General features: G+C 67.3%; 26 protein-coding genes. 12 read left to right on the top strand and 14 right to left on the bottom strand.

Features of this window, described 5'->3' with window-relative positions; all coding sequences use genetic code 11:
• Nucleotides 1–9: 9 nt before the first annotated feature.
• Nucleotides 10–702 carry a VOC family protein gene (locus DPV79_RS39380; protein ID WP_048026596.1) on the bottom strand — a complete coding sequence of 231 codons (693 nt, stop codon included), beginning with the start codon at nucleotides 700–702 and terminating at the stop codon, nucleotides 10–12.
• Nucleotides 703–932: 230 nt separating this feature from the next.
• Between DPV79_RS39380 and DPV79_RS39375 the strand changes: the two genes are divergently transcribed.
• The 4 genes from DPV79_RS39375 to DPV79_RS39360 all read left to right on the top strand — a co-directional run bounded on the left by DPV79_RS39375 (nucleotide 933) and on the right by DPV79_RS39360 (nucleotide 5,530).
• Complete coding sequence (locus DPV79_RS39375; RefSeq protein WP_021158544.1) at nucleotides 933–2,393, top strand: aminotransferase-like domain-containing protein; 1,461 nt, start codon at nucleotides 933–935, stop codon at nucleotides 2,391–2,393.
• Between the two features lie 154 nt (nucleotides 2,394–2,547).
• On the top strand, nucleotides 2,548–4,446 hold the full coding sequence (gene htpG, locus DPV79_RS39370) for a molecular chaperone HtpG (RefSeq protein ID WP_060319505.1): 1,899 nt from the start codon (nucleotides 2,548–2,550) through the stop codon (nucleotides 4,444–4,446).
• 8 nt (nucleotides 4,447–4,454) lie between these two features.
• Nucleotides 4,455–5,054: a chorismate--pyruvate lyase family protein gene (locus DPV79_RS39365; RefSeq protein ID WP_113047958.1), complete on the top strand. Its 600-nt coding sequence runs from the start codon at nucleotides 4,455–4,457 to the stop codon at nucleotides 5,052–5,054.
• Nucleotides 5,054–5,530: a DNA-deoxyinosine glycosylase gene (locus DPV79_RS39360; protein WP_113047957.1), complete on the top strand. Its 477-nt coding sequence runs from the start codon at nucleotides 5,054–5,056 to the stop codon at nucleotides 5,528–5,530. The genes DPV79_RS39365 and DPV79_RS39360 overlap by 1 nt, the downstream gene beginning before the upstream one ends.
• A gap of 17 nt (nucleotides 5,531–5,547) precedes the next feature.
• Here the strand turns inward: DPV79_RS39360 and DPV79_RS39355 are convergent, their stop codons facing one another.
• Nucleotides 5,548–5,871 carry a helix-turn-helix domain-containing protein gene (locus DPV79_RS39355; protein ID WP_113047956.1) on the bottom strand — a complete coding sequence of 108 codons (324 nt, stop codon included), beginning with the start codon at nucleotides 5,869–5,871 and terminating at the stop codon, nucleotides 5,548–5,550.
• A 231-nt stretch (nucleotides 5,872–6,102) separates the two neighbouring features.
• A complete protein-coding gene (locus tag DPV79_RS39345) occupies nucleotides 6,103–6,357 on the bottom strand; it encodes a hypothetical protein (protein WP_059688843.1) in 255 nt (84 codons plus the stop codon).
• A 143-nt stretch (nucleotides 6,358–6,500) separates the two neighbouring features.
• Between DPV79_RS39345 and DPV79_RS39340 the strand changes: the two genes are divergently transcribed.
• From DPV79_RS39340 to mctP, 3 genes are all read left to right on the top strand, one after another.
• The gene (locus tag DPV79_RS39340) at nucleotides 6,501–7,418 is read left to right on the top strand and encodes a class I SAM-dependent methyltransferase (RefSeq protein WP_113047955.1); all 918 of its coding nucleotides are present in this window, start codon (nucleotides 6,501–6,503) and stop codon (nucleotides 7,416–7,418) included.
• Between the two features lie 198 nt (nucleotides 7,419–7,616).
• The gene (locus DPV79_RS39335; RefSeq protein ID WP_021158552.1) at nucleotides 7,617–7,859 is read left to right on the top strand and encodes a DUF3311 domain-containing protein; all 243 of its coding nucleotides are present in this window, start codon (nucleotides 7,617–7,619) and stop codon (nucleotides 7,857–7,859) included.
• Nucleotides 7,856–9,406 carry a monocarboxylate uptake permease MctP gene (mctP, locus tag DPV79_RS39330; RefSeq protein ID WP_113047954.1) on the top strand — a complete coding sequence of 517 codons (1,551 nt, stop codon included), beginning with the start codon at nucleotides 7,856–7,858 and terminating at the stop codon, nucleotides 9,404–9,406. Before DPV79_RS39335 ends, mctP begins: the two co-directional genes overlap by 4 nt.
• Nucleotides 9,407–9,466: 60 nt before the next feature.
• Here mctP and DPV79_RS39325 read toward each other — a convergent pair whose 3' ends face one another.
• The 5 genes from DPV79_RS39325 to DPV79_RS39305 form a co-directional block, all read right to left on the bottom strand.
• A complete protein-coding gene (locus DPV79_RS39325) occupies nucleotides 9,467–9,922 on the bottom strand; it encodes a VOC family protein (protein WP_059486351.1) in 456 nt (151 codons plus the stop codon).
• Nucleotides 9,923–10,163: 241 nt separating this feature from the next.
• Nucleotides 10,164–11,117: a transaldolase gene (tal, locus tag DPV79_RS39320; RefSeq protein ID WP_027786801.1), complete on the bottom strand. Its 954-nt coding sequence runs from the start codon at nucleotides 11,115–11,117 to the stop codon at nucleotides 10,164–10,166.
• Between the two features lie 156 nt (nucleotides 11,118–11,273).
• The gene (locus DPV79_RS39315) at nucleotides 11,274–12,485 is read right to left on the bottom strand and encodes a benzoate/H(+) symporter BenE family transporter (RefSeq protein ID WP_113047953.1); all 1,212 of its coding nucleotides are present in this window, start codon (nucleotides 12,483–12,485) and stop codon (nucleotides 11,274–11,276) included.
• A gap of 55 nt (nucleotides 12,486–12,540) precedes the next feature.
• A complete protein-coding gene (locus DPV79_RS39310; protein ID WP_027786803.1) occupies nucleotides 12,541–13,716 on the bottom strand; it encodes a vWA domain-containing protein in 1,176 nt (391 codons plus the stop codon).
• Between the two features lie 26 nt (nucleotides 13,717–13,742).
• Entirely contained in the window at nucleotides 13,743–14,585 is an 843-nt protein-coding gene (locus DPV79_RS39305) for an AAA family ATPase (protein WP_021158556.1), read from the bottom strand.
• A 235-nt stretch (nucleotides 14,586–14,820) separates the two neighbouring features.
• Here DPV79_RS39305 and DPV79_RS39300 point away from each other — a divergent pair, with 235 nt between their 5' ends.
• The gene (locus DPV79_RS39300; RefSeq protein WP_021158557.1) at nucleotides 14,821–15,180 is read left to right on the top strand and encodes a c-type cytochrome; all 360 of its coding nucleotides are present in this window, start codon (nucleotides 14,821–14,823) and stop codon (nucleotides 15,178–15,180) included.
• Between the two features lie 39 nt (nucleotides 15,181–15,219).
• Nucleotides 15,220–15,579, top strand: a complete 360-nt coding sequence (locus tag DPV79_RS39295) for a c-type cytochrome (RefSeq protein ID WP_021158558.1) — start codon at nucleotides 15,220–15,222, stop codon at nucleotides 15,577–15,579.
• Nucleotides 15,580–15,678: 99 nt separating this feature from the next.
• Here DPV79_RS39295 and DPV79_RS39290 read toward each other — a convergent pair whose 3' ends face one another.
• The gene (locus tag DPV79_RS39290; protein ID WP_059497744.1) at nucleotides 15,679–16,113 is read right to left on the bottom strand and encodes a DUF1841 family protein; all 435 of its coding nucleotides are present in this window, start codon (nucleotides 16,111–16,113) and stop codon (nucleotides 15,679–15,681) included.
• A gap of 292 nt (nucleotides 16,114–16,405) precedes the next feature.
• Between DPV79_RS39290 and DPV79_RS39285 the strand changes: the two genes are divergently transcribed.
• A complete protein-coding gene (locus DPV79_RS39285) occupies nucleotides 16,406–17,335 on the top strand; it encodes a DMT family transporter (protein WP_048026576.1) in 930 nt (309 codons plus the stop codon).
• Between the two features lie 153 nt (nucleotides 17,336–17,488).
• Here DPV79_RS39285 and nth read toward each other — a convergent pair whose 3' ends face one another.
• Together nth and rsxB are read right to left on the bottom strand one after the other, a co-directional pair.
• Nucleotides 17,489–18,133: an endonuclease III gene (nth, locus tag DPV79_RS39280; RefSeq protein WP_113047952.1), complete on the bottom strand. Its 645-nt coding sequence runs from the start codon at nucleotides 18,131–18,133 to the stop codon at nucleotides 17,489–17,491.
• Nucleotides 18,130–19,122 carry an electron transport complex subunit RsxB gene (gene rsxB / locus DPV79_RS39275; RefSeq protein ID WP_059486358.1) on the bottom strand — a complete coding sequence of 331 codons (993 nt, stop codon included), beginning with the start codon at nucleotides 19,120–19,122 and terminating at the stop codon, nucleotides 18,130–18,132. Before rsxB ends, nth begins: the two co-directional genes overlap by 4 nt.
• Nucleotides 19,123–19,278: 156 nt before the next feature.
• Here rsxB and DPV79_RS39270 point away from each other — a divergent pair, with 156 nt between their 5' ends.
• Nucleotides 19,279–19,911, top strand: a complete 633-nt coding sequence (locus tag DPV79_RS39270; protein WP_021161256.1) for a TetR/AcrR family transcriptional regulator — start codon at nucleotides 19,279–19,281, stop codon at nucleotides 19,909–19,911.
• 88 nt (nucleotides 19,912–19,999) lie between these two features.
• Here DPV79_RS39270 and DPV79_RS39265 read toward each other — a convergent pair whose 3' ends face one another.
• Entirely contained in the window at nucleotides 20,000–21,478 is a 1,479-nt protein-coding gene (locus DPV79_RS39265) for a polyhydroxyalkanoate depolymerase (protein ID WP_021161257.1), read from the bottom strand.
• Between the two features lie 211 nt (nucleotides 21,479–21,689).
• Nucleotides 21,690–23,519 (bottom strand): glycoside hydrolase family 15 protein, encoded by a 1,830-nt coding sequence (locus DPV79_RS39255; protein ID WP_048026570.1) that lies wholly within the window; start codon nucleotides 23,517–23,519, stop codon nucleotides 21,690–21,692.
• 166 nt (nucleotides 23,520–23,685) lie between these two features.
• On the opposite strand from DPV79_RS39255, the gene DPV79_RS39245 reads away from it, so the two are divergent.
• Nucleotides 23,686–24,930, top strand: a complete 1,245-nt coding sequence (locus tag DPV79_RS39245) for a lactonase family protein (protein WP_027786811.1) — start codon at nucleotides 23,686–23,688, stop codon at nucleotides 24,928–24,930.
• A 97-nt stretch (nucleotides 24,931–25,027) separates the two neighbouring features.
• Here DPV79_RS39245 and DPV79_RS39240 read toward each other — a convergent pair.
• Nucleotides 25,028–26,692, bottom strand: a 1,665-nt coding sequence (locus tag DPV79_RS39240) for a DNA translocase FtsK (RefSeq protein ID WP_279636646.1), incomplete at its 5' end; no start/stop codon positions are given.

The following is a 26,692-nucleotide window of genomic DNA, read 5'->3' as shown; positions in this document are numbered from 1 at the left end:
GCGGGGGGCTCAGCGCAGCGTGCGCGGGCCCTGCGGCGTGTCGAATTCGGCGACGAGCGCGGGCGGGCCGTCGGCGGCTTCGAGGTCGAGCAGGTGGGCGGCGCCGAGCCAGTCGAGCTGCTCGCGGATCGCGTCCGCGCGTGGGTGGACGCCCTTGAGCGCCTTCAGCGCGACGCCGTCGCCCGGCAGCGATTCGGACGGGTGGCGCGTGCTGTCCCACTGGATCAGCGACGGCACGAGGCCGTCGCCCGCGCCTTGCCACGCGGGGAACGCGCCGTCGTCGGGCACGGTGAGGCCCCAGCTCAGGTCGCCGCGCCGCATCGCGACGACCGGCGCGATGCGTGCCGGGTACTGGCTCTGCCACAGCGCGAGCTGGCGCGGCCGGTCGACGCGCGCGACCCAGTGCGCGAGAAACGGGCCTTGCGCGAGCCGCGCGTGCATGGCCGGCTCGTCGAGCGCGAACAGCCGGGCGCGCGGCGGCTCGGCGCCGTCGTTCGGCGCCGGCGCGTCGGGGTCGATCGCGATCACCTCGAGGTACAGCCCGCCCCACGCGCCGAACAGCGCATTGTGGGTGCGCATCAGCGGGTGGCGGCCGCCGCCGGCCGGTTCGATGCCGAGCGCGTCGGCGACATGGCGTACGCCTTCGTCGAGCGTGCGCGCGGCGATCACGAGATGGTCGAGTGTCAGGGAGCGGGCTGGCATGAACGTCGGTCGGGAAGCGAAAGTGTCATGGTGGGCAGGCGAGGCGCCGGGCGGTGGCCGGCCCGGCCGGTGTACCGGCCGCGATGCGGGCCGGTGGGCGCGGTGCCGGGTGCGGCGGTGCCGGAACGGCGGCCGCATGGTCGCCGATTCGGTCAACTGTAATCGTCGCTACCGGCACAGTAACGGTACAATCGGCGCGATACCCTTCGGTACAGTTGGAGCTGCCGCCCATGTCCACCGTTCCACTCGCCCAGATTCCCGTGCCGCACGATACGGCCACGCTCACGCTCGTCGACCAGCTGGTCCAGTGGGCGCGGCGGCGTATCGACGAACGCGTGTTCCGGCCCGGCATGCGAATGCCGTCGATCCGCAAGCTCGCGCTCGACAAGAGCGTATCGCGCTTCACCGTCGTCGAGGCCTATGAGCGGCTCGTCGCGCAGGGTTATCTCGACTCGCGGCGCGGCTCCGGTTTCTACGTGCGCGAGCGCACGGCCGCCGGCCCGCAGCCGGCCGACAGCGTCGCGCGCGTGGCCGAGGCCGCGCCGGTGCACAACACGATCGACGTTGTCTGGCTGCTGCGCAACATGCTGCACACCGTCAGCCCGGAAAAGGGGCCGGGTCTCGGTTATCTGCCGGGCCGCTGGCTCGACGGCGAACTGATTACCGGCGCGCTGCGCGCGCTCGGGCGCCAGTCCGGCGCGCAGATGCTCGGCTTCGGCACCGCGCAGGGCTTCCTGCCGCTGCGCCAGCAACTGCAGACGCGCCTCGCCGAAGTCGAGATCGGCGCGAAACCCGAGCAGATCGTGCTCGTCTCGGGGATCACGCAGGCGATCGACCTGATTTCGCGGATCTACATGCGGCCTGGCGACGCGGTGATCGTCGGCGATCCGGCCTGGTTCCAGATGTTCGGGCGTTTCGCGGCGCAGGGCGCGCAACTCGTCGGGATGCCTTACACGCCGGACGGCCCCGATCTCGACGCGCTCGAGACGCTGGTGCAGATGTGGCGGCCGAAGATGCTCGTGATCAACTCGGTGCTGCAGAACCCGACCGGCACGTCGCTGTCGGCCGCGCAGGCGTTCCGGATCCTGAAGCTCGCGGAGGCGTACGACTTCCTCGTCGTCGAGGACGACGTGTACGGCGACCTGTGCCCGCCGAGCTATCCGGCCACGCGCCTCGCGAGCCTCGACCAACTGAAGCGCGTGATCTACCTCGGCAGCTATTCGAAGACGCTCGCGGCGAACCTGCGGGTCGGCTATGTCGCGTGCGCGCCGGAGATCGCGAAGGCGGTCACCGACCAGAAGATGCTGGTCGGGATGACGACGCCCGAGCTCAACGAGCGCGTGCTCTACAAGATCCTGACCGAAGGGCATTACCGGCGCCACGTCGAGCGGCTGCGCGCGCGGCTCGACGGCGTGCGCGACAAGACCGCGCGGATGCTCGAGCGCACCGGGCTCGGCCTCTTCACGATGCCGGCGGCCGGGATGTTCCTGTGGGCCGACACGGGTGTCGACTCCGACGCGCTCGCGGCGGTCGCGCACGAGGCCGGCTTTCTGCTGACGCCGGGCAGCCTGTTCTCGCCGCAGCAATCGCCGTCGACGTGGATGCGCTTCAACGTCGCGAACTGCGGCGATCCGGCGCTGCCGGGGCTGCTGTCGCGCTATATCGATTCGGCCGTACGCCGCGCGTCGTAACCGGGCGCCGCACGCCGGCCCTTGAAATCGGGCGTGCGATCCCCAGATACGCGCGCAAACCGCTTGCGCCAGGCGGTGGCCCTCCAGGGCCGTCCGGCATCGCGCGCCGGGCTGCGCCACACCATTCAAGTTCAAGTAAGAGGAAACAGCATCCATGGCACATGAAACGATGAGCTTCCAGGCAGAGGTCAAGCAACTTCTCCACCTGATGATCCATTCGCTCTACAGCAACAAGGAAATCTTCCTGCGCGAACTGGTGTCGAACGCGTCCGACGCGGCCGACAAGCTGCGTTTCGAGGCGCTCGCGGACAACGCGCTGTACGAGAACGATCCGAACCTGCGCATCCGCATCGGCTTCGACAAGGCCGCACGCACGATCACGATCGAGGACAACGGCATCGGCATGAGCCGCGACGAGGCGATCGCGAACCTCGGCACGATCGCGCGTTCGGGCACCAAGGAATTCTTCACGAAGCTGTCCGGCGACCAGCAGAAGGACGCGGCGCTGATCGGCCAGTTCGGCGTCGGTTTCTACTCGGGCTTCATCGTCGCGGACAAGATCACCGTCGAGACGCGCCGCGCGGGCCTGCCGGCGAACGAAGCCGTGCGCTGGGAAAGCGCGGGCGAGGGCGACTTCACGATCGACGCGATCGAGCGCGCGCAGCGCGGCACGACGATCACGCTGCACCTGCGCGAAGGCGAGGACGAGCTGCTGTCGTCGCACCGCCTGAAGTCGATCATCCAGAAGTATTCCGATCACATCGCGCTGCCGATCCTGATGCAGAAGGAAGAGTGGGATCAGGAAAAGGGCGAGATGGTCCTGAAGGACGAGGACGAGACCGTCAACCAGGCGAGCGCGCTGTGGACGCGTTCGAAGAGCGACGTCACCGACGAGCAGTACACGCAGTTCTACCAGCACATCGCGCACGACCACCAGGATCCGCTCACGTGGACCCACAACCGCGTCGAGGGCCGCAGCGAATACACGCAGCTGCTGTTCGTGCCGGCGCACGCGCCGTTCGACCTGTGGAACCGCGACTACCGCGGCGGCCTGAAGCTGTACGTGAAGCGCGTGTTCATCATGGACGACGCCGAGCAGCTGCTGCCGCAATACCTGCGCTTCGTGAAGGGCGTCGTCGATTCGGCCGACCTGCCGCTGAACGTGTCGCGTGAAATCCTGCAGGAAAGCCGCGACGTGAAGGCGATCCGCGAAGGCGTGACCAAGCGCGCGCTGTCGATGCTCGAGGAACTCGCGAACGCGGAAGAGGATGCCGGCAAGGAGAAGTACAAGACGTTCTGGGGCGCGTTCGGCCAGGTGCTGAAGGAAGGCCTCGGCGAGGATCACGCGAACCGCGAGCGCATCGCGAAGCTGCTGCGCTTCGCGTCGACGCACGGCGACACCGATGCGCAGGACGTGTCGCTCGCCGACTACGTGTCGCGCATGAAGCCCGAGCAGAGCAAGATCTACTACGTGACGGCCGATACGTGGCAGGCCGCGAAGAACAGCCCGCACCTCGAAGTGTTCCGCAAGAAGGGTGTCGAGGTGCTGCTGCTGACCGACCGCGTCGACGAATGGATGCTGTCGTTCCTGCATGAATTCGACGGCAAGCCGCTCGCGAGCGTGGCGCGCGGCGATCTCGACCTCGGCGAGCTGAACGACGAAGAGAAGAAGGCGCAGGAAGAAGCGGGCGAGGCGATCAAGCCCGTCGTCGAGAAGATGAAGGAAGCGCTCGGCGACAAGGTGAAGGAAGTGCGCGTCACGTTCCGCCTGACCGATTCGCCGTCGTGCCTCGTCGCCGACGACAACGACATGAGCGGCTACCTGCAGCGGATGCTGAAGGCGGCCGGCCAGAATGCGCCGGCGATGCAGCCGATCCTCGAGATCAACCCGGAGCACGCGCTCGTCAAGCAACTGAAGGCCGACAGCGCCGATTTCGGCGACTGGGCCCATCTGTTGTTCGATCAGGCGCTGCTGGCCGAAGGCGGCATGCTGGACGATCCGGCGAGCTTCGTGAAGCGGACCAACGCGCTGCTGCTGTCGCGCGCCGCGTGAACGCGCGCTTGCGATTCGACGGCGGCCAGGCCGGCTGGCGCGAGACGCCGCGGCCTGGCTGCACGCTCGACCAGCGCGACTGGCTGACGCGCGGCGGATCGCTGACTGCGCACCTCGCGCGGCTCGGCCGCGTGAACGTGCGGGTGACGCGCGAGGGCGTCGACTGCCCGTGGTTCGACGAGCCGGACGCGCTCGCCAGTTCGCCGCGCGCGCCGATGTGGGTGCGCGAGGTGATCCTGTCGGTCGACGGCACGCCTTTTGTTGCCGCGCACAGCATCGCGCCGCTCGCGGCCAGCAAGGGCGTGTGGCAGGCAATGCGGCGGCTGCGCACGCGGCCGCTGGCCGAGTTGCTGTACAGCGATCCGCAGGTCGAACGTTCCGCGCTCGTCAGCCGGCGCGTGATCGCCGGCCATCCGCTGTACGCGCTCGCGAGCCATGCGCTCGGCGCGGGCGTGCGCGCGCCGCATGCGTTCACCGCGCGGCGTTCGGTGTTTCAGCGTCACGGCAAGCCGTTGATGGTCACCGAATGCATGTTGCCGGCGCTGTGGCGTCATCTCGATGCGCACGGCGACGGGCCCCGGTCCGTCGGGCCGCGTGGAGACGCGTGATGCTGCAGGGGTTTGCGCCGGTCGTCGGGCCGGAAACGCACACGATGATCCTCGGCAGTTTTCCGGGCGAGGCGTCGCTCGACGCCGCGCAGTATTACGCGCATCCGCGCAACCAGTTCTGGCGGTTGCTGGGGGCGGTGCTCGGCGAGCCGACGCTTCATGAACTGCCGTACGATGCGCGGCTCGCGTGTGTGCTTTCGCATGGCATCGGCATCTGGGACGTCCTCGATGCGTGCCATCGCCAGGGTAGTCTCGACTCGGCCATCCGGAATGCGAAGCCGAACGACTTCGAATCGTTGCGGGACCATGCGCCGTTGCTGAAGCGCGTGTGCTTCAACGGCAAGACGGCAGGGCGGTTCGCCGACGTGATCGGCCAGGCCGGGTACGAGACGCTCGTGCTGCCTTCATCGAGCCCGGCGAATGCGATGTTGTCGTTCGAGCAGAAGCTGGAATTCTGGCGCCGAATGATCTCTTGATGAGCACGGCGCTGCCGTCAGGCTGCGAATACGACTTCGATGTGCCCCTCGATTTCCGAATGACGGTCGGGTCCGACGACGATCTGCACGTCGCGCCCGAGCTTCGCCAGACACTCGATCATCTTCGTTTCGCTCACGCCGCGAAACTGTCCGCGCAGCATGTTCGACAGTTTCGGTTGCGTCATGCCGAGCAATCGCGCGGCATGCTGCTGCGTCCATTTGCGCGCCTTGATGATCTCGGCGATCTTGGCGGCGAGTTGCGCCTTCACAAGCATTTCGTCGGCATCGCGCCTACCCAGATCGGCGTAGACGTTACCGCTGCCCTGCTCGATTTCGATCATCGACTTTCTCCTTTTGCGTGCGCTTCGGCTGCTTTCAGGCGTTCACGGATCAGATCGACGTCCGGCTTCGGTGATCCATCGATGAATATATCCCTATTTGGGTATATTTTCGAGGTGCGCGCGCGGGAACCTGGTGCGGCAGTTCGGCTGCGGCGTCAGGCGCGGGACAAGCTGGGGGAGCGCCGACGGGCGAAGCCGGTTCGGCATCGGGATGCGTGTCGAGCCTGACCGTCAATCGTCCTTGCCCCAACGCCACCCGGGCTTCTCGCCCTTGAGCCAGCACACGGCAATCAGCAGCGCGACCAACGCCACGATGCAAATGGCGTAGGCGAACGGCGATCGGTGAGGCGGCGCGAGCCACGCACTCGCGATGATCCCGAGCGCGAACAGCACCAGCACGACCCAGCCCTGCCACGCAACCGGCCATCCCCAGCCCCATCCGTAGCGTTTCGCCGGAAACCAGATCTTCCTGTCGGTTGAGGTCATGTTTCCTCCTTCGCGCGATGAATTCTGTGTATCGCCAACGGGATTCGAAGTCGGGTGCAGCCGGGCGTACCTCGCGGCCGCCATCCCCCACCAATGCTATCCTCTCGTCCGCTAAAACCAGCGTCACCCAGCGAGATTCAATCATGACCCGACTGATCAAGCGCGCGTCCGCCGAGGCGCGCGCGTTCAAGAATCGCAAGCCGTCCGCCTACAACGGCTCCGAAAAACTCCAGCCGCCGCGCGTGAAGCGCCGCCCGGACATCGACGAACACGACGACGTGCCCGTGCTCGAAGCGCCGCGCAAGCCGCGCTTCGCGCCCGTCACGTTCTCGGAAGAGGGCGGCGTGCGCTTCCTGCACTTCGGCACCGAGTGGGTACAGGGCGCGATGCGGATTTCGAAGCCGCTGCACATCGAGCTCGAATACGCGCAGCAGATGATGGCGTGGCTGCTGTTCCTCGAAACGCCCGGGCGGATCGTCCAGCTCGGGCTCGGCACCGGCGCGCTGACCAAGTTCTCGCACCGCTTCCTCCCGCAAGCGAAGGTCGAGGCCGTCGAGCTGAACCCGGCCGTGATCGTCGCCGCGCGCACGATGTTCGCGCTGCCGCCCGACGATGCGCGTCTCGCCGTGCATGAAGCCGACGCATGGGACTTCGTCAACGACCCGGCCAACCGCGGCACGACGGGCGCGATCCAGATCGACCTGTACGATGCGACCGCGCGCGGCCCGGTGCTCGACAGCGTCGCGTTCTACCGTGCGGTGCGCGGCTGTCTTGCCGACGCGGGCATCGCGACGATCAACCTGTTCGGCGACCATCCGAGCTTCGTGCGCAACATGAAGCACCTGAACGCGGCGTTCGATCATCGCGTGATCGCGCTGCCGGAAGTGCATGACGGCAACCGGATCGCGATCGCGTTCTCGGGCCCCGTGCTCGACGTGTCGTTCGCGCAGCTCGACGCGCGTGCGAAGCTGATCGAGGACACGCTGAAGCTGCCCGCACGCAAGTGGGTGAAAGCTTTGAAAGAAACGGCCGGCGCGCGCGATACCTCGTTCGCGATCTGACGCTTCAGGCACCGGCGGCAGGCCGGTGCAACCACGCGACAAGGGGCGGATCACATCGGGTTCGCCCCCGCTTGACCGCGTGCTCGCGGCTCCTATACTGGCGCGAAGCCAGGGGAGCCGCAGCCTACCCGTTTTGCGCTCCTCTCGGCGCCGTACCCGCTCAACAAGATCGATAACCGGGAAAGAAGAGGAGACGTCATGGCTCACGATGCCGACGCCAACCGGGCCGCCAAGCGCTGGCTCTGGCTGCTGGTACTGCCGTTGATCGCGATGGTCTGGGTACCGTCGTACAGCAAGATCGAACCGCAGATGTTCGGTTTTCCGTTTTTCTACTGGTACCAGCTGCTTTGGGTCTTCATCAGCGCGGTGATCACCGCGTTCGTGTACTTCAAGACCAAGAACGCGTGGAAGGCGAGCGGCCCGCAGGGAGGTGCACGATGAATCTCGGCGCAACCTTCGTCTTCGTCCTGCTGTTCATCGGCGTCACGATCATCGGTTTCCTGGCCGCGAACTGGCGGCGCGGCGATCTCGCCCATCTCGACGAATGGGGCCTCGGCGGACGCCGCTTCGGCACGATCGTCACGTGGTTCCTGCTCGGCGGCGACCTCTATACGGCGTACACCTTCGTCGCGGTGCCCGCGCTCGTGTTCGGCGCCGGCGCGATGGGTTTCTTCGCACTGCCCTATACGATCCTGATCTATCCGTTTGCGTTCGTCGTGTTCCCGAAGCTGTGGAGCATCGCGAAGCGGCACGGCTACGTGACGGCCGCCGACTTCGTCAACGCGCGCTACGGCAGCCGGATGCTCGCGCTCGCGATCGCGGTGACGGGCATCGTCGCGACGATGCCGTACATCGCGCTGCAGCTCGTCGGCATCGAGGTGGTGATCGGCGCGCTCGGCTTCGACACGACCGGCTTCGTCGGCGACCTGCCGCTGATCATCGCGTTCGCGATCCTCGCCGCGTACACGTACACGTCGGGCCTGCGTGCGCCCGCGATGATCGCGATCGTCAAGGACATCCTGATCTACATCACGATCGCCGCGGCGGTCATCGTGATCCCGGCCAAGCTCGGCGGCTTCGGACACATCTTCGCGAGCGTGCCGCCGGCCAAGCTGCTGCTGAAGGCGCCCGACGCGATGAGCCTGAACGGCTACAGCGCGTACGCGACCCTCGCGATCGGTTCGGCGCTCGCGTTGTTCCTGTATCCGCACTCGGTCACGGCGATCCTGTCGTCGTCGTCCGGCAACTCGATCCGCCGCAACATGGCGATGCTGCCCGCGTACTCGTTCGTGCTCGGCCTGCTCGCGCTGCTCGGCTACATGGCGCTCGCGTCGGGCGTGAAGGACATGCCGCAGTACGCGCCGTACTTCAAGGCGTTCGGCCCGAACTTCGCGGTGCCCGCGCTGTTCCTCGAGTATTTCCCGTCGTGGTTCGTCGGCGTCGCGTTCGCGGCGATCGGCATCGGCGCGCTGGTGCCGGCGGCCATCATGTCGATCGCCGCCGCTAACCTGTACACGCGCAACATTCACCGCGAGTTCGTGAACCGCAACATGTCGCACGAGCAGGAGACGCACGTCGCGAAGCTCGTGTCGCTGATCGTGAAGGTCGGCGCGGTCGCGTTCATCCTCGGGCTGCCGCTGACCTACGCGATCCAGCTGCAGCTGCTCGGCGGGATCTGGATCATCCAGACGCTCCCCGCGATCGTGCTCGGCCTCTATACGCGCGTGCTCGACCATCGCGGCCTGCTGGCCGGCTGGGCGGCCGGCATCGTGTGCGGCACGTGGATGGCGATTTCGCTGAAGCTGGCCGGGTCGATCTTCACGATCCACCTGTTCGGTCTCGCGATTCCCGGCTACGCGGCCGTGTGGTCGCTGATCGTGAACCTGGTGGTGGCGGTGGTGGTGAGCGTGCTGGTGCGCGTGATGGGCATGGCGCATGCGGAGGATCGCACGCGGCCGGAGGATTATCTCGACGTCGTCGAAGGCTGAGACGGACGACGCGCGGTAACGAAAACGCCCGCCCCCTTGCGGTGGCGGGCGTTTTTTTCATCAGCCCTGCGCGCGTTTCGCGAGATCCTCGCGCTGCGACAGGTCTTCGACGTTGACCATCCAGTGCACGCCGAAGCGATCCTTGGCCATCCCGAAGCCGAGCGCCCAGAACGTCTTGCCGAACGGCATCGTCACTTCGCCGCCGTCGGCGAGCGCATTGAACAGCTTCTGGCCTTCCTCGACCGTCTCCGGGTTCAGCGACAGCGAATAGCCGGCGTGCGCGGCGCCTGCCGGCTGGCTGCAGTCGCCGTCCGAGCACATGATCATTGAGTCGCCGATCGTGAAGCTCGCGTGCATCACCTTGTCGGCCATCTCCGGCGCCATCGGGTAGTCGGGATTCGGCGGCGCGTCCTTGAAGTGCATCTTGAACATCGTCTTCGCACCGAGTGCCTTTTCGTAGAACTGAAGGGCTTCGTCGGCGCGACCGTAGAACGTCAGGTACGGTTGAACTTGCATCGTTGTCTCCTGTGATGGGCCGGCCTGCGCATCTGCGCGGGTTCGGCGTCGTACAAGACTGACCGGGAAAAGGGGGCATCGGGAGGCGGCCGCCGCACCCGTGACGTGGATTGTAGTGCGCGTGCCTGACGATGGAATGAAAAATAAAAACGGCCGCGAACATGACGTTCGCGGCCGTGTGCGTCGTGCCTGCTGACGGCTGTTGTCAGTGTTACTGACCGCCGCTGACGCGTATCGCGGCTCAGCGCAGCGAGTCGATCAGCTTCTCGAGCTTCACCGCATCGGCGGCGAATACACGGATGCCTTCGGCGAGCTTTTCGGTTGCCATCGCGTCGTCGTTCAGCTGGAAGCGGAACGCTGCCTCGTCGATCGCGACGCGCGCGGCGGGCTTGTCGTGCAGCGCTTCCGGCGACAGCTTGCGCGTGACCGTCTCGTTGCTGTCCTGCAGCTTCTGCAGCAAATCGGGACTGATCGTCAGCAGGTCGCAGCCGGCGAGTTCGGTGATCTGGCTGGTCGTGCGGAAGCTCGCGCCCATCACTTCGGTCTTGTAGCCGAACGTCTTGTAGTACGTGTAGATGCGGCGCACCGACTGCACGCCCGGATCGTTCGCGCCACCGTCCTTCTCTTCATTCCACTCCGCGCCGGCCTGCTTCTTGAACCAGTCGTAGATGCGGCCGACGAACGGCGAGATCAGCTGCGCGCCGGCTTCCGCGCAGGCAGCGGCCTGAACGAGCGAGAAAAGCAGGGTCATGTTGCACTTGATCCCGTCCTTCTGCAGCACTTCGGCCGCGCGGATGCCCTCCCACGTCGACGCGAGCTTGATCAGGATACGCTCGCGGCCGATGCCGGCTGCTTCGTACAGCTTGATGAGTTCGCGACCCTTGTCGATCGAGCGCTGGGTGTCGAACGACAGGCGCGCGTCGACCTCGGTCGACACGCGGCCGGGGATCAGCTTCAGGATCTCGGTGCCGAATGCGATCAGCAGGCGGTCGATGATGAAGTCGGTGCTTTCGTTGCGATGATCGCGGACGGTTTTCTCGAGGATCGGCTTGTATGCGTCCTTCTGGACGGCCTTCAGGATCAGCGAAGGGTTCGTGGTCGCGTCCTGCGGCTGGTATTGCGCAAGCTGCTGGAAATCGCCCGTGTCGGCGACGACGGTCGTGTACTGCTTCAGCTGGTCGAGTGCGGTAGTCATGGCGATTCGGAAGAAGGGCGCAAGGCGCCGGGTTCTCACGGGCCGCGCGAGCGCGGCGGCGAAGCGAAGCGGCGCCGGGCGCCGCTTCCAAGCCATCATTCTAGGCCCGATTCGCGTCGAGCACGTTTTGGCATGTCCGGCGAGCGCCGTGCCGCATTACGCGGGGCGGCGCGCGTTCAGGATCACCTGCGTGACGATGCCCGCGACGAGCCCCCAGAAGGCCGAGCCGATCGACAGCAGCGTGAGGCCCGACGCGGTGACCATGAACGTGACGAGCGCGGCTTCGCGCTGCTTCACGTCCTGCATCGCGTTCGCGAGGCCGCTCATGATCGAGCCGAACAACGCGAGCGCGGCGACCGACACTACGAGCGCCTTCGGCAGCGCCGCGAACAGCGCGGCGATCGTCGCGCCGAAGACCCCGGCAACCAGGTAGAACAGGCCGCACCACACGGCGGCCGTGTAACGTTTCGCGTGATCCTCGTGCGCTTCCGGGCCCGTGCAGATCGCGGCCGTGATCGCCGCGAGGTTCACGCCGTGCGAGCCGAACGGCGCGAGCAGCAGCGATGCGAGGCCGGTGGTCGCGATCAGCGGCGACGACGGGGTCCGATAACCGTCCGCGCGCAGCACCGCGATGCCCGGCACGTTCTGCGACGCCATCGCGACGACGAACAGCGGAACGCCGATGCTGACGATCGACGCGATCGAGAACGCCGGCATCGTAAACACGGGTTTCGCGAACGCGATGTGAAAGCCGCTGAAGTCGAGCAGGCCGAGGCCGCCGGCCACCGCCGTGCCGACGATCAGCGTCGTCACGATCGCATAGCGCGGCGCGAGCCGCTTGACGATCAGGTACGTGAAGAACATCGCGAGCACGAGCGCGGTCTGGAACTGCGCGGCGCGGAAGATCTCGATGCCGATCTCGAACAGGATACCCGCGAGCAGGGCGGCGGCGATGCCGGCCGGAATCTTGCGCATCAGCGTGTCGAACAGCCCGCTCACGCCGACGGCCGTCAGCAGCACCGCGCACACGACGAACGCGCCGATCGCCTCGGCGTAGGGCACGCCGGGCAGCGACGCGATCAGCAGCGCGGCGCCGGGCGTCGACCACGCGACGACGACGGGCGCGCGAAAACGCAGCGACAGGCCGATCGTCGTCAGCGCCATGCCGATCGACAGCGCCCAGATCCACGACGAGATCTGCGCATCGGTGAGGTGGGCGGCGCGGCCGGCCTGGAACATCAGCACGAGCGAGCTCGTGTAGCCGGTCATCATCGCGACGAAGCCGGCGACGAGCGCGGACACGGATGTATCGGCGAAAAAGCGGCGGCCGCCGGCGCGGCTGGCGCTCGCGGTGGGCGAGGGGTTCATGCTCTCTCCGGGGGGAGGCCGCCCGGAGGCGACCTTCGTGTCTTGGTGGGTGTCGTTACTTGCTGAGTGCGCGCATCGCGGTTTCGAGGCCCGCGAGCGTGAGCGGATACATGCGATGGCCGAGCAGGTCGCGGATCACCGCGACCGATTGCCGGTATTCCCATAGCCGCTCGGGCTCCGGGTTCAGCCATGCATGATGGGGGAACTGGTCGGCGAGGCGGCGCAGCCACACGGCGCCGGCTTCCGGGTTGTTGTATTCGACCGAGCCGCCGGGCTGCAGCACTTCGTACGGGCTCATCGTCGCGTCGCCGACGAAGATCAGCTTGTAGTCGGGCGTGAACTTGTGCAGCACGTCCCACGTCGCGGTGCGTTCCGAGTGGCGGCGGCGGTTGTTCTTCCACAGGTGGTCGTACACGCAGTTGTGGAAGTAGAAGAACTCCAGGTGCTTGAATTCGGCCTTCGCGGCCGAGAACAGCTCCTCGGTGCGCTTGATGTGATCGTCCATCGAGCCGCCGACGTCGAGCAGCATCAGCACCTTCACGTTGTTGTGGCGCTCGGGCACCATCCGCAGGTCGAGCCAGCCCGCGTTCGCGGCGGTGCTGCGGATCGTGCCGGGCAGGTCGAGCTCCTCGGCGGCGCCTTCGCGCGCGAAGCGGCGCAGCCGCCGCAGCGCGACCTTGATGTTGCGCGTGCCGATCTCGACGGAATCGTCGTAGTCGCGGTACGCGCGCGCCTCCCACACCTTCACCGCGGTGCGGTTGCCGTTCGACGGGCCGCCGATGCGCACGCCTTCCGGGTTGTAGCCGCCGTGCCCGAACGGCGACGTGCCGCCGGTGCCGATCCACTTGTTGCCGCCTTCGTGGCGCTCCTTCTGCTCGTCGAGCAGCGCCTTCAGGCGCTCCATCAGCTTGTCGAGCCCGCCCATCGCCTCGATCTGCGCCTTCTCCTCCGGCGACAGCTCGCGCTCGAGGCGCTTTTCGAGCCAGTCGAGCGGAATGTCGAATGCATCCGACGGCAGCGCGGACACGCCGTGGAAATACGCGCCGAACGCCTGGTCGAACTTGTCGAAGTACTGCTCGTCCTTGACGAGCGTCATCCGCGCGAGGAAGTAGAACGCGTCGATCGACGGCGAGATCAGCCCGGCCTTCAGCGCTTCGAGCAGCGTCAGGTATTCCTTCACCGAGACGGGCAGCTTGGCTGCGCGCAGCGCGTAGAAGAAATTGAGCAGCATGGCCGGGCCTTCGCGGGTGAGGGGGATTACCGGTTGTGCCGGTTCATGTAGACGAGCCGTTCGAGCAGGCTCAGATCCTGCTCGTTCTTCAGCAGCGCGCCCGCGAGCGGCGGCACGATCTGCTTCGCGTCCGCGCCGCGCAGCGCGTCGGCCGGGATGTTCTCGGCGAGCAGCAGTTTCAGCCAGTCGAGCAGCTCGGACGTCGACGGCTTCTTCTTCAGGCCCGACACGCCGCGCAATTCGAAGAAACTCTCGAGCGCCGCGCGCAGCAACTCCTCGCGGATGTCCGGGAAATGGACCGCGACGATCTTCTGCATCGTCGACGGGTCGGGGAACTGGATGTAGTGGAAGAAGCAGCGGCGCAGGAACGCGTCGGGCAGCTCCTTTTCGTTGTTCGACGTGATGATGACGAGCGGGCGGTGCTTCGCGCGGACCGTCTCGCGCGTCTCGTACACGTGGAATTCCATCCGGTCGAGCTCGCGCAGCAGGTCGTTCGGGAATTCGATGTCGGCCTTGTCGATCTCGTCGATCAGCAGCACGCTCGGGTGCTCGGCATCGAACGCCTGCCACAGCACGCCCTTGACGATGTAGTTCGAGATGTCCTTCACGCGCTCGTCGCCGAGCTGCGAATCGCGCAGCCGCGACACGGCGTCGTATTCGTACAGGCCCTGCTGCGCCTTGGTGGTCGACTTGATGTGCCACTGCAGCAGCGGCATGTCGAGCGCGGCGGCCACTTCCTCGGCGAGCATGGTCTTGCCGGTGCCGGGCTCGCCCTTGATCAGCAGCGGGCGTTGCAGCGTCAGCGCGGCATTGACCGCGAGCTTCAGATCGTCGGTGGCGACGTAGTGCGAGGACCCTTCGAAACGCATGGCGGCGCTCTTCTCAATCGGGGAAAAAAACCCAGTATAAGTCAGAAGGGCTGTCCGGTTGGGCCGCGCCCGCGTATCGTTGCGGGACTGTGGCGGGGCGCCTTGTGGACGCGTTCCCCGCCGACGCGGTACAATCTGGCCGTTTTTTTTGGCCTGCGTGGCGACCGACAAGCAAAACGGCGCGGGCCGTTGCCGCTTCGGCGCCAGTTTCCCCTCAAGCTAGGTTACAAGAGCTATGAACAAATTCGTCGGCAAACACGTCGTTGTCGCAGCGCTCGTGGCGCTCGCGGGCAGCGCGCAGGCGGCCGGTGTGGTCGGCAACCCGAAGGACGGGGCGAGCAAGGTCGCCATGTGCATCGGTTGCCACGGCATCCAGGACTACCGCGCGGCGTACCCGGAGGTCTACCGGGTGCCTGTCCTCGGCGGCCAGAACCAGCAATATCTCGAGAACGCGCTGAAGGCCTACCGCAAGAAGGATCGTCACTTCCCGTCGATGAATGCGATCGCCGGTTCGCTGACGGACCAGGACATCGCGGATCTGTCGGCGTACTACGCCGCCCAGAAGGCCGACTCGAAGGACAACCCCTACAAGTAAGCGCGCGCCGCCGATCTCTCCGGCGGGACAGGAGCATTCATGAACAACGCATTCAAGACGGCGGCGGTTGCACTGGCGGCCGGCCTCGCGATCGGTACCGCGCACGCGGCGGACATCACGAAGGGCAAGGAACTGGTCGAATCGCACAACTGCGCGGCCTGCCACGGCGCGCAGATGAACAAGCCGATCAACGCCGAATATCCGCGCCTCGCCGGCCAGCATGCCGACTACCTCGTGTGGGCGATGCGCCAGTACCAGATGGGGCTGACGAACCCGCTGATCGGCCGCAACAACGCGATCATGCAGGCACAGGTGCAGAGCCTGTCGGTCAGCGACATGAAGGACATCGCGGCCTACATCGAGTCGCTGAAAGAGACCGATCTCGTGTTCAAGAAGTAAGCGCGACGGGCCCGGCGGGCCCGCGCAGCAAGGATACCCCGCCCCGGCGGGGTATTTTTTTGCCCGCGCGCCGGCGCCTGCAGGCCGCCGCGGCGGCGCTCAGTCGCGCGATGCGCGGCGCAGGATGCGCTGCAGGTATGCGTCGGTATCGGGTGGCGTGTTCGTGCGCTGGGCTTCCCAGATCGTCTCGCCGAGGCATTCCATGATCACGTGCTGCGCGTCGTGGGTCGAGTCGAGCTTCGCCGCGAGCTTGTCGTGCGCGGCGCGGATGCCGGGCGGCTGGTCGATCGACAGCTGCTCGCTGATCGCGAGATGCATCGACAGGTGCAGGAACGGGTTCGTGCGGCCTTCCTCGGGCGTGTACTCGCGCGCGGAGGCGCCATCGGCGTCGGCGAGTTCGTCGTGGTATTCGGGATGCTCGACGATCCAGTCGGCTGCCATCGCTTCCAGCGGCGTCAGGATCTCGCCGGCGCGCTGCTTGCGCCAGGTCTCGGTGAAAAAGCGACGCACTTCGTCGCGGCTTGGATTGAACATGGTGGGGAAACGTCGTGATTCGGACGGCTGGATGCCGCGTCGCGCATTGTACGCCGGGTCGGCGGGCGGCGCTGGCGGCGGGTTGGCGCAATCGCGTGGCCGCAGCGGCGGTGGCCCGCGGGCCCTGCGGATGCGCGGCACGGGCCGGTGAGGTGCGCCGCCGGTGCCGGGTAACGGGTAAGTGCGGGGTAAGTGCGGGGTAAGCGCGGGGTAAGCGCGGGCTAGGCTCGTGGCCGCCGCGCCGCTACACTCCACCGTTTCCCGTCACCGTTCCGTTCTCATCCGTTCCGTCATGACCGCCACCGCCCGCCCATCGTCCGCTGCCCTGCAGGGCACGCTCTACGTCGCGTTGTCCGCCGCCGCGTTCGGCGCGATGGCGATCTTCGGCCGCTACGCGTATGCGGCCGGTGTCGACGTGCTCGGGCTGCTGATCGTGCGCTTCGCGATCGGCGGTGCGGTGCTCGCCGCGATCGCACGGCATCGCCGCGTCACGTGGCCGCGCGGGCGCGCGCTCGCGCCGCTCGTGGCGATGGGCGCGCTCGGCTACGTCGGGCAGTCGTTCTGCTACTTCAGCGCGCTGCAACACGCGCAGGCGAGCCTTGTCGCGCTGCTGCTGTACCTGTATCCGGCCTTCGTCACGCTGCTGGCCGCGTGGTGGCTCGGCGAGCACCTCACGCGCGCGAAGGCGGTCGCACTGGTGCTGTGCGTCGCGGGTTCGGCGCTGATGGTCGGCGGCGGGCATGGCGAGCCGCTCGGGATCGCGCTCGCGCTGGCTGCCGCGGTGATCTATTCGCTGTACATCGTCGGCGGCACGAAGGCGACGCGCGGCGTCGATCCGCTCGCGACCACCGCGATCATCTGCCTGTCGGCGACCGCGATGCTCGTGGCGATCGCCGTCGTGCGGACCGCGGCGTTCGGCGCGCCGCCGCGCTGGCCCGCGACGGCCGGCGGCTGGGCGTCGATGCTTGCGATCGCGCTCGTGTCGACGGTCGCGGCGATGATCGCGTTCTTTGCCGGGCTCGAACGGCTTGGGGCCGCGCGCACGTCGATGCTGTCGACGCTCGAACCGGTCGTGACGGTCGCGCTGGCGGCGCTGCTGTTCGGCGAGGCGCTGTCGCCGCTGCAGTGGGCGGGCGGTGTCGCGATCCTGGCCGCCGTGCTGGCGCTGGTGCGCGCGGGCGGCGCGGCGGCCGACGACGCGACCGCGACCTCCAACGCCTAGTCGGGAAGGGGGAAGCGGCGGCGGCGCGGATGGCTACGCGCTGTCGCGGCCGCGAGTGGCCGGCGGAGGGCGGCTGGTGGGGTGTGCGTCAAGCGTCGGGCGTCGGGCCACATGGCGTCCGGCGGTTTGCGGCAGGTCGGCCGCGGTTGCGCGTCACTCGTTGGGTGGCGGGGTCTTCGGCCTGAATTCGCACAGCGGCTCGATCGCGCAATGCCAGCATTCGGGCTTGCGCGCCTTGCACACGTAGCGACCGTGCAGGATCAGCCAGTGATGCGCGTCCTGCAGGAACTCCCTCGGCGTGAACTTCTCGAGCGCGGCCTCGACGGCGCGCACGTCCTTGCCCGGCGCGAGCCCCGTGCGGTTCGCGACGCGGAAGATGTGCGTGTCCACCGCGATCGTCGGCTGGCCGAACGCGGTGTTCAACACGACGTTCGCGGTCTTGCGGCCGACGCCCGGCAAGCCTTCCAGCGCTTCGCGATCGGCCGGCACCTCGCCGTCGTAGCGGTCGAGCAGGATCCGGCACGTCGCGACCACGTTCTTCGCCTTGGTCCGGTACAGGCCGATCGTCTTGATGTACTCGGTGACGCCTTCTTCGCCGAGTGCGACGATTTGTCGCGGGGTGTTCGCGACCGGAAACATCTTCCGCATCGCCTTGTTGACCGATACGTCGGTCGCCTGAGCGGACAGCATCACGGCGATCAGCAGCTCGAACGGCGTCGAGTATTCGAGCTCGGTGGTCGGATGCGGATTGAGGCTCTGCAGCGTTTCGTAGATCGCGCGTCGTTTGCTGGCGTTCATGGAGCGTTCTGGTCGGGCGGTGCGGACGGGCCGCCCGGGCCGTCGTTGCCTGCGTCGTTCTCTTCGTCGTTGCCGCTCGCGGCCGCCGCTTCGGCGTCGCGTTGGGCCTGCTGTTCCGCGAGCCGCTTGCGGCGTGCCTCCGCGGCGTCGATCTGTGCCTGGACGGCCGCGCTCACACCCTCGGTGTTCTTCGGCCCGGCACCTTGCCCGGACAGTTCTTCCTTCTTCTTGCGCGCACGCTCGAGCGCGGCGGCGATGATCGCGCGCTTCTTCGCTTCGGCGTCGTCCGGGGCCGGTGCGGCGGATGGCGTTCCCGCGGGGGCCGCGGCCGGCTTCGCGGCGCTGGCCGCGCGGCGTGCGGCCGCACGCGCTTCGGCGGCTTCGCGTTCGCGGCGCTGGCGCGCGAGCCGCAGGTCGTGGCGTTCGCGCGCGGCATCGGCCTGTTCCTGCGACCACGCGTCCCAGCCGGTGCGTTCACCGGTCACCGGCAGCATCGCGATGCAGTCGACCGGGCAGGGCGGCACGCACAGGTCGCAACCCGTGCACAGCGACTCGACGATCGTGTGCATCTGCTTCGGTGCCCCGACGATCGCGTCGACCGGGCACGCCTGCATGCACAGCGTGCAGCCGATGCACAGGCTTTCGTCGATGAAGGCGACGGCGCGCGGATGTTCGCTGCCGTTCACGGGGTTCAGCGGAATCACGGGCTTGCCGAGCAGGCCCGCGAGGCGCGCGATGCCTTCGGCGCCGCCGGGCGGGCACTGGTTGTAGTTCGCGTCGCCGGCGGCGATCGCCTCGGCGTACGGCCGGCAGCCGTTATAGCCGCACTTCGTGCATTGCGTCTGGGGAAGCAGATCTTCGATGCGATCCGCGAGTGTTTTGGAGTCGGTCACGGTGACAACGGGCGCAGCGGCGCCGAATGGCTCTCGGCCGCTTCGGGCGCGGCCGGAAAGGTTTGCCAAAGCTCGATTATCGCCGATTTCCCGCATTGCGCTGGACGCCGTCTGTGCGCATAATCGAACCGCTTTTTTGCAGGGGCTCAGCAGGAGGGCGGCCGCCCGCGGCGCGCCCGTTCCAGGGCGGCCGGCGCCGAGGCGGTGGGGGTGCCGGTCCGGATCAAGCGGCTCACATAGCAAAACGCCACCATGAATCAGCCAAAAATCAAAAGAGATCCTGAAGGTACGCGCCGCCGCATCCTGATGGCGGCAGCCGAAGAGTTCGCGAGTGGAGGGCTGTTCGGCGCGCGCGTCGACCAGATCGCGCGCCGGGCCGAAACCAACGAGCGCATGCTCTATTACTACTTCGGCAGCAAGGAACAGCTGTTCACGGCCGTGCTCGAACACGCGTTCTCCGCGCTGACCGAGGCCGAGCGCGTGCTCGACCTCGATGGCGTCGCGCCGGTGGAAGCCGTCACGCGGCTCGCGCATTTCGTCTGGGACTACTACCGCGACCATCCGGAACTGCTCAGGCTCATCAACAACGAGAACCTGCACGAAGCGCGCTACCTGCACAAGTCGACGCGGATCCGCGAGATGATGTCGCCGATCGTCGCGAAGCTCGGCAACGTGCTGACGCGCGGCCAGAAGGCCGGGCTGTTCCGCACCGACGTCGATCCGCTGCGCTTCTACGTGACGCTGTCGGGGCTCGGCTACTACATCGTGTCGAACCGCTTTACGCTCGCCGCGACGCTCGGCCGCGATTTCACCGACACCGACGAACGCGCCGAGATGGTCCGCATGAACACCGAGTTGCTGCTCGCGTATCTGCTGCGTCGCTGACGCACCGGCCGGGCTGAAGCGGTCGAAGGATGCAAAAACGCCGCCGTGCGCAGGCAACGGCGGCGTTTTTTCGTCGGAACGCGGTGCGTCAGGCGGCCTTGCGCGTACGCACGGCCTTGACGCGCGGGCCGCTGGCGGCGCGTTTCGCGGCCGGTGCGGCCTTGGCCGGCGCCGCTGCGACTGCCTTGGCGGGGGCCTTCGCGCGCGTGCGCTTCGCCGCGGTGGCGCGCGTCGTTTCGAGCGGCGCATTGCTGGCCGGCACGGCGGAGAGCGTCTTGGGCGCCGGCGCATCCGCGGCATCCTTCGTCGCACCGTGCTTCGGCTCCGGCGCATGCTCGCGGATGAAGTCGCGCAGTTGCGGATAGATGATCGTGCGCCAGCGGCGGCCCGAGAAAATCCCGTAGTGACCGCACTTCTCGGCGGTCAGGCTGCGGCGCTGGTCCTGCGGGATGCCCGTGCACAGCTCGTGCGCGACGTGCGTCTGGCCGCTGCCGGAGATGTCGTCGAGTTCGCCTTCGATCGTCATCAGCGCGGTACGCTTGATGTCCTGCGGACGCACGCGCTCGCCTTCGACATCCCACGTGCCCTCGGCCAGCAGGAATTCCTGGAACACGACGCGGATCGTCTCGAGGTAATACTCCGCGGCCATGTCGAGCACCGCGTTGTATTCGTCATAGAACTGGCGGTGCGCTTCGGCGTCTTCCTCGTCGCCGCGCAGCAGGCTCTGGTAGAAATCCCAGTGCGACTGTGCGTGCCGCTCCGGGTTCATCGCGACGAAACCCGTGTGCTGCAGGAAGCCCGGATACACCTGGCGGCCTTCGCCCGGGTAATTCGCGGGCACCGTGTGGATCACGTTGTTCTCGAACCACGCGGTCGAGTGCTGCGTGGCGAGCGAATTCACCGACGTCGGGCTGCGGCGCGCATCGATCGGGCCGCCCATCATCGTCATCGTGAGCGGTGTGTCCTCGCCGCGGCTCGCCATCAGCGAGATCGCCGCGAGCACCGGCACCGTCGGCTGGCACACCGAGATCACGTGCAGGTTGCGCGCGCCGATGTGACGGATGAATTCCTGGATGTACGCGATGTAGTCGTGCAGGTGGAACGGGCCGACCTCGACCGGCACCATCCGCGCGTCGATCCAGTCGGTGATGTACACCTTGTGATCCTGCAGCAGCGTGCGCACGGTGTCGCGCAGCAGCGTCGAGTGGTGGCCCGACAGCGGCGCGCAGACCAGCACGACCGGCTCGTCCTTCAACTGCGTGACGGCGTCGGCGTCGTCCGAATAACGCTTGAAGCGCAGCAGCCGGCAGAACGGCTTCTCGACGATCGTCTGCTCGACGATCGGGATGTTGTGGCCGTCCTTGACGATCTGGTGAATGTTGAACTCGGGCTTCTCGTAATCCTTGCCGAGCCGGTACATCAGTTCGTACGCGGCGGCCATCCGCGGCGCACCCGGCATCAGCGAGAACGGGCTGGACGGATTGGCGAACGATTTGGACGCGGCCTGGGCCCAGGCCGTCAGCGGGCTCAGCATGGCTCGCTGGAATTCGTGCAGTTGGTAAAGCATGCAGACTACTCCCGCGTGGGGGACGGTGCGCAAGGGCGGCGTAGGGCGTCGCGGCGTGCCGTGTGGGTCAGCGGCCGGCCATGTTGCACTGCAGCCGGACAATCGCGTCGATCATATCGGACAACGATGGGTGGTGCAATGCAACATTTCCCCGATTTTTCATCAAAGTTTTGCGATTTGACGTTCTCTGAACAAGCCGCTCGGGCCCCGTTCAGCGCCCCGTGGCGACGGCCGGTGCCGGCTGGCCGGCCGCGCGCGCCATCGCGTCCTCGTGGTGCATCAGGTTCATCGCGGTATGCACGAGCGCCACGTGCGAGAACGCCTGCGGGAAATTGCCGACGAGCCGCCCGGCCACCGGGTCGTACTCCTCGGCGAGCAGCCCGAGGTCGTTCGACAGCGCGAGCAGCCGGCTGAACAGGCGGTGCGCGTCGTCGATCCGGCCCAGCAGCGCATAGTTGTCGACCAGCCAGAAACTGCACGCGAGAAACGTGCCTTCGCCGGGCGGCAGGCCGTCGTCGTATTCGGTCGTGCGGTAACGCATCACGAGCCCGTCGTGCAGCAACTCCCGCTCGATCGCTTCGACCGTGCCGACGATGCGCGGATCCTCCGGCGGCAGGAAGCCGAGCAGCGGCATCAGCAGCACGCTCGCGTCGAGTTCGTCGCTGCCGTAGCTCTGTGCAAACGCCCGTTTGCTTTCGTGCCATGCGTTGTTGCACACGTCGGCATGGATCTGCTCGCGCAGCGCGCGCCAGCGGTCGAGCGAGCCGGGCAGCCGGAACATCTCCGCCGACTTGATCGCGCGGTCGAACGCGACCCACGCCATCACCTTCGAGAACGTGAAATGGCGGCGGCCGCCGCGCGTTTCCCAGATGCCTTCGTCGGGTTCCTGCCAGATCTTCTCGAGATGGTCGAGCAGCGCGCACTGCACCGACCACACCGTGTCGTCGGCCTGCAGGCCGCCCACGCGCGCGAGGTGCAGCGCGGCCATCACCTCGCCGAACACGTCGAGCTGGAGCTGGTTCGCGGCGCCGTTGCCCACGCGCACCGGCTTCGAGTCCTGGTAGCCGGGCAGCCAGTCGAGTTCCATTTCCGGCAGCCGGCGTTCGCCGGCGATCCCGTACATGATCTGGATCTGTTCGGGCGAGCCGGCCATCACGCGGCCGAGCCACGTGCGCCACGCGCGCGCCTCGTCGTAGTAGCCGCCGCGCATCAGCGCGAGCAGCGTGATCGTCGCGTCGCGCAGCCAGCAGTAGCGGTAGTCCCAGTTGCGATTGCCGCCGATCTTCTCGGGCAGCGACGTGGTCGGCGCCGCGACGATCCCGCCGGTCGGCTCGTAGGCCAGCGCCTTCAGCGTGATCAGCGAACGGCGCACGGCGGCCGCGTAGCGGCCCTGCACCTGGCAGCGGCCCGACCATTCGAGCCAGTAGTTCTCGGTGCGCGCGAGCATCGACAGCGGATCGCGTGCGGGCGGCAGCCGCATATGCGACGCCGCATAGCTGAGCGAGAACGGCACACGTTCATCGGCGTTCACGGTGAATTCCGCGAGCGTATGGAGGTTCTTGCCGGTGAGCGGCACCGGCGTGCGCAGCACGACGGTGTCAGGGCCCGCGATCGCCTTCATGCCGTCCTCGCGGGTCAGCTGCGTGACCCACGGAATCGAGAAACCGTAGTCGAAGCGCAGCACGAGCTCCATGCGCATCTTCATCTTGCCGTGGCGGCCGATGACGATCCGCACCAGCTCGGACCAGCCGTTGCCGGGCGGCATGAAGTCGACCACGGTGACGGCACCGTCGGCGCTTTCGTAGTCGGTTTCGAGAATCAGCGTGTCGCCGCGATAGCGGCGTGACGTGTGCGTGATCGCGGCGTCGGCGGCCGGCGCGAGCAGCCAGCGGCCGTGCTCGGGGGTGCCGAGAAGCGCCGCGAAGCAGGCGCCCGAATCGAAGCGGGGCCAGCACAGCCAGTCGACGGAGCCGTCTTTGGCGACCAGCGCGGCGGTGTGGCCGTCGCCGACGAGGGCGTAGTCTTCGATCAGGGCAGGCATGGGCAGGCGATCCTTGGGTATTCGAGTTCACAATGCGGACGGCGGCGGCCAAGGCTTCACGCACTGGCGCCGCGCCCCGTATACTCGGCCGGGCGGCGGAGCGCATGAACGGCCGGCGTTTCGTCCTATCTCAACACTTGAAGCGACTCGATGCAAGGAGGATTCAATGCCCAACCGTTTACGCGAGCGTGACGCACGCGCTTCGACACGAGGGTTCCCGCTTAGGCTCGCTCACTGGATGAAAGGTTTCGCGATCGTGCTCTCCCTTTCCGCGACCCACGCATTTGCGCAGCAATCGCCCGCCCCGGCCGACGGCGTGTACAACCTGCTCGTCGGCACCTACACGGGCGGCGGCAGCGACGGGATCTATGTTTACCGCTTCGATACGAAAACCGGCAGCGTCGCGCCGGTGTCGTCGGCGAAGACGGTGAATCCGTCGTACCTGTTGCCGAGCCGCGACGGTCGTACCGTCTACGCGGTCAACGAACTGCCCGGCGACGACGGCCCGGCGTCGCAGCGCGGCGGCGTCAGCGCCTTCCGCTTCGACGCGAAGACGGGCGCGCTGAGCTTCATCGACCGCGTGTCGTCGGAAGGGAACGATCCTTGCTATCTCGCGCTGTCGCCGGACGGCAAGTACCTCGTGACGGCCAATTACTCGGTCGCGAAGGATCCGGGCGGCAGCTTCGCGGTGTTTCCGCTGCGCGACGACGGCGCGGTCGGCCAGGCCGTGCTGACGGTGCACCACGAGGGCACGGGGCCCGTGAAGGGCCGCCAGGACGGCGCGCACGTGCATTCGACGGTGTTTTCGCCGGATGGCCATTACCTGTTCGTGCAGGATCTCGGCGCGGACAAGGTCTACGGCTACCGGTACACGGTGGACGGCAGCCGCGGGCTGATCAGCCCGACCGACACGCGCTACACGCCGGTCAAGGCGGGTTCGGGCCCGCGTCACATGGTGTTCAGCGCCGACGGCCGGTACGCGTACGTGACGAGCGAGCTCAACGCGGCGGTCGAGGTGTTCGGCTACCACGACGGCAAGCTGACGCCGGTCGAGACCGTATCGATGACCGCGCCGGGCTTCAAGGGCAAGGTCGGCGGCGGCGCGATCCACCTGTCGCCTGACGGCCGCTTCCTGTACGTGAGCAACCGCGGCGATGCGAACGACCTGGTGATCTACGCGGTGAACCAGGCCGACGGCCGGTTGAAGCCCGTCGGCCGCCAGTCGAGCCTCGGCAAGACACCGCGCGAGTTCCTGATCGACCCGACCGGCAAGTGGCTGATCGTCGGCAACCAGGACAGCGATACGTTCTACGTGTTCAGCCGCAATGTGGAAACGGGGCAACTGGGCCCGAATCCGCAGAAGGTGGCGGTCGGCAAGCCGGTCGACTTCAAGCTGGTGCCGGTGCAGTAAATGACAAAGGGCGCTGCCGATGCAGCGCCCTTTTGCTTTACGGGGCGGCCGGTTTCCCGGTGCGCCCGTATCGGTGGACGGCGGCCGGCCGCCGCGCTCAATCGGCCGCGGCCGGCACGAGCACCTCGCGGCTGCCGTTGATGCCCATCGGCGACACCAGCCCGGCCGCCTCCATCTGCTCGACGAGGCGTGCGGCGCGGTTGTAGCCGATGCGCAACTGCCGCTGCACCGACGAGATCGACGCGCGCCGCGTGCGCACGACGAATGCGACGGCTTCGTCGTACAGCGGATCGGCTTCCGCGTCCGGCGCATCGCCGAACAGGTCCTGCGTCGCGCCGTCGGCGGCCGGGCCGTCGAGGATCCCTTCCTCGTACTGCGGTTCGCCGAACTGTTTCAGGTACTCGACGATCCGGTGCACTTCCTCGTCGGCGACGAACGCGCCGTGCACGCGCTGCGGATAACCGGTGCCCGGCGGCAGGAACAGCATGTCGCCCATCCCGAGCAGCGATTCGGCGCCCATCTGGTCGAGAATCGTGCGCGAGTCGATCTTCGACGACACCTGGAACGCAACGCGCGTCGGGATGTTCGCCTTGATCAGGCCCGTGATCACGTCGACGGACGGGCGCTGCGTCGCGAGGATCAGGTGGATGCCGGCCGCGCGCGCCTTCTGCGCGAGACGGGCGATCAGTTCCTCGATCTTCTTGCCGGCCACCATCATCAGGTCGGCCAGCTCGTCGATCACGACGACGATCAGCGGCAGCGTCGACAGCGGCTCGGGATCCTCGGGCGTCAGCGAGAACGGGTTGCCGATCTTCTTTTCCTTCGCTTCGGCATCGCGGATCTTCTGGTTGAAGCCCGCGAGGTTGCGCACGCCGACGGCCGACATCAGCCGGTAGCGCTTCTCCATCTCGCCGACGCACCAGTTCAGCGCGTTGGCCGCGAGCTTCATGTCGGTGACGACCGGCGCGAGCAGGTGCGGGATGCCTTCGTAGACCGACAGCTCCAGCATCTTCGGGTCGATCATGATGAGCCGCACGTCCTCGGGTGTCGCCTTGTACAGCAGCGACAGGATCATCGCGTTGATCGCGACCGACTTGCCCGAGCCCGTCGTGCCCGCGACGAGCATGTGCGGCGCCTTCGCGAGATCGGTGACGACCGGATGGCCGGTGATGTCCTTGCCCATCGCGATCGTCAGTTGCGAGGCCGAGTGCTGGTACTGGCGCGACTCGAGGATTTCCGACAGGCGGATCATCTGGCGCTTCGCGTTCGGCAGTTCGAGGCCCATGCAGGTCTTGCCGGGAATCGTCTCGACGACGCGGATCGACGTGAGGCCGAGGCCGCGCGACAGGTCCTTCATCAGCCCGACGATCTGGCTGCCCCGCACGCCGAGCGCGGGTTCGATCTCGAAGCGCGTGATCACGGGCCCGGCCGATGCGCCGACCACCGTTACCGGCACCTTGAATTCCTGCAGCCGCTGTTCGATGACCTGCGCGGTTTGTGCGAGGTGTTCGTCGGTGATCGTTTCGATGTCGTCGGACGCGGGTTCGAGCAGGTCGAGGGTCGGCAGTTCGACGTTGAACGTCGCGGGCGCGTGGAATTCGAACGCGTTCGGACGCGGCGGGCGGACGGGGGTGTCGGGGGGCGGTGCGGCCGGTTCGGTTGTTGCCGTGGCGGCGGTCGCATCTGCCGGCGGGGCAGCGGGAATCGCTGGTACGGGCGTGACCGCCGCCGGTGCGGACAGGCTCGCGCCGGGGAATGTCGT

Origin of the sequence: Burkholderia reimsis (assembly GCF_003294055.1) — a bacterium.
In the GTDB taxonomy this organism is placed as follows: domain Bacteria; phylum Pseudomonadota; class Gammaproteobacteria; order Burkholderiales; family Burkholderiaceae; genus Burkholderia; species Burkholderia cepacia.
This window is presented reverse-complemented; position numbering and strand designations above follow the sequence as displayed.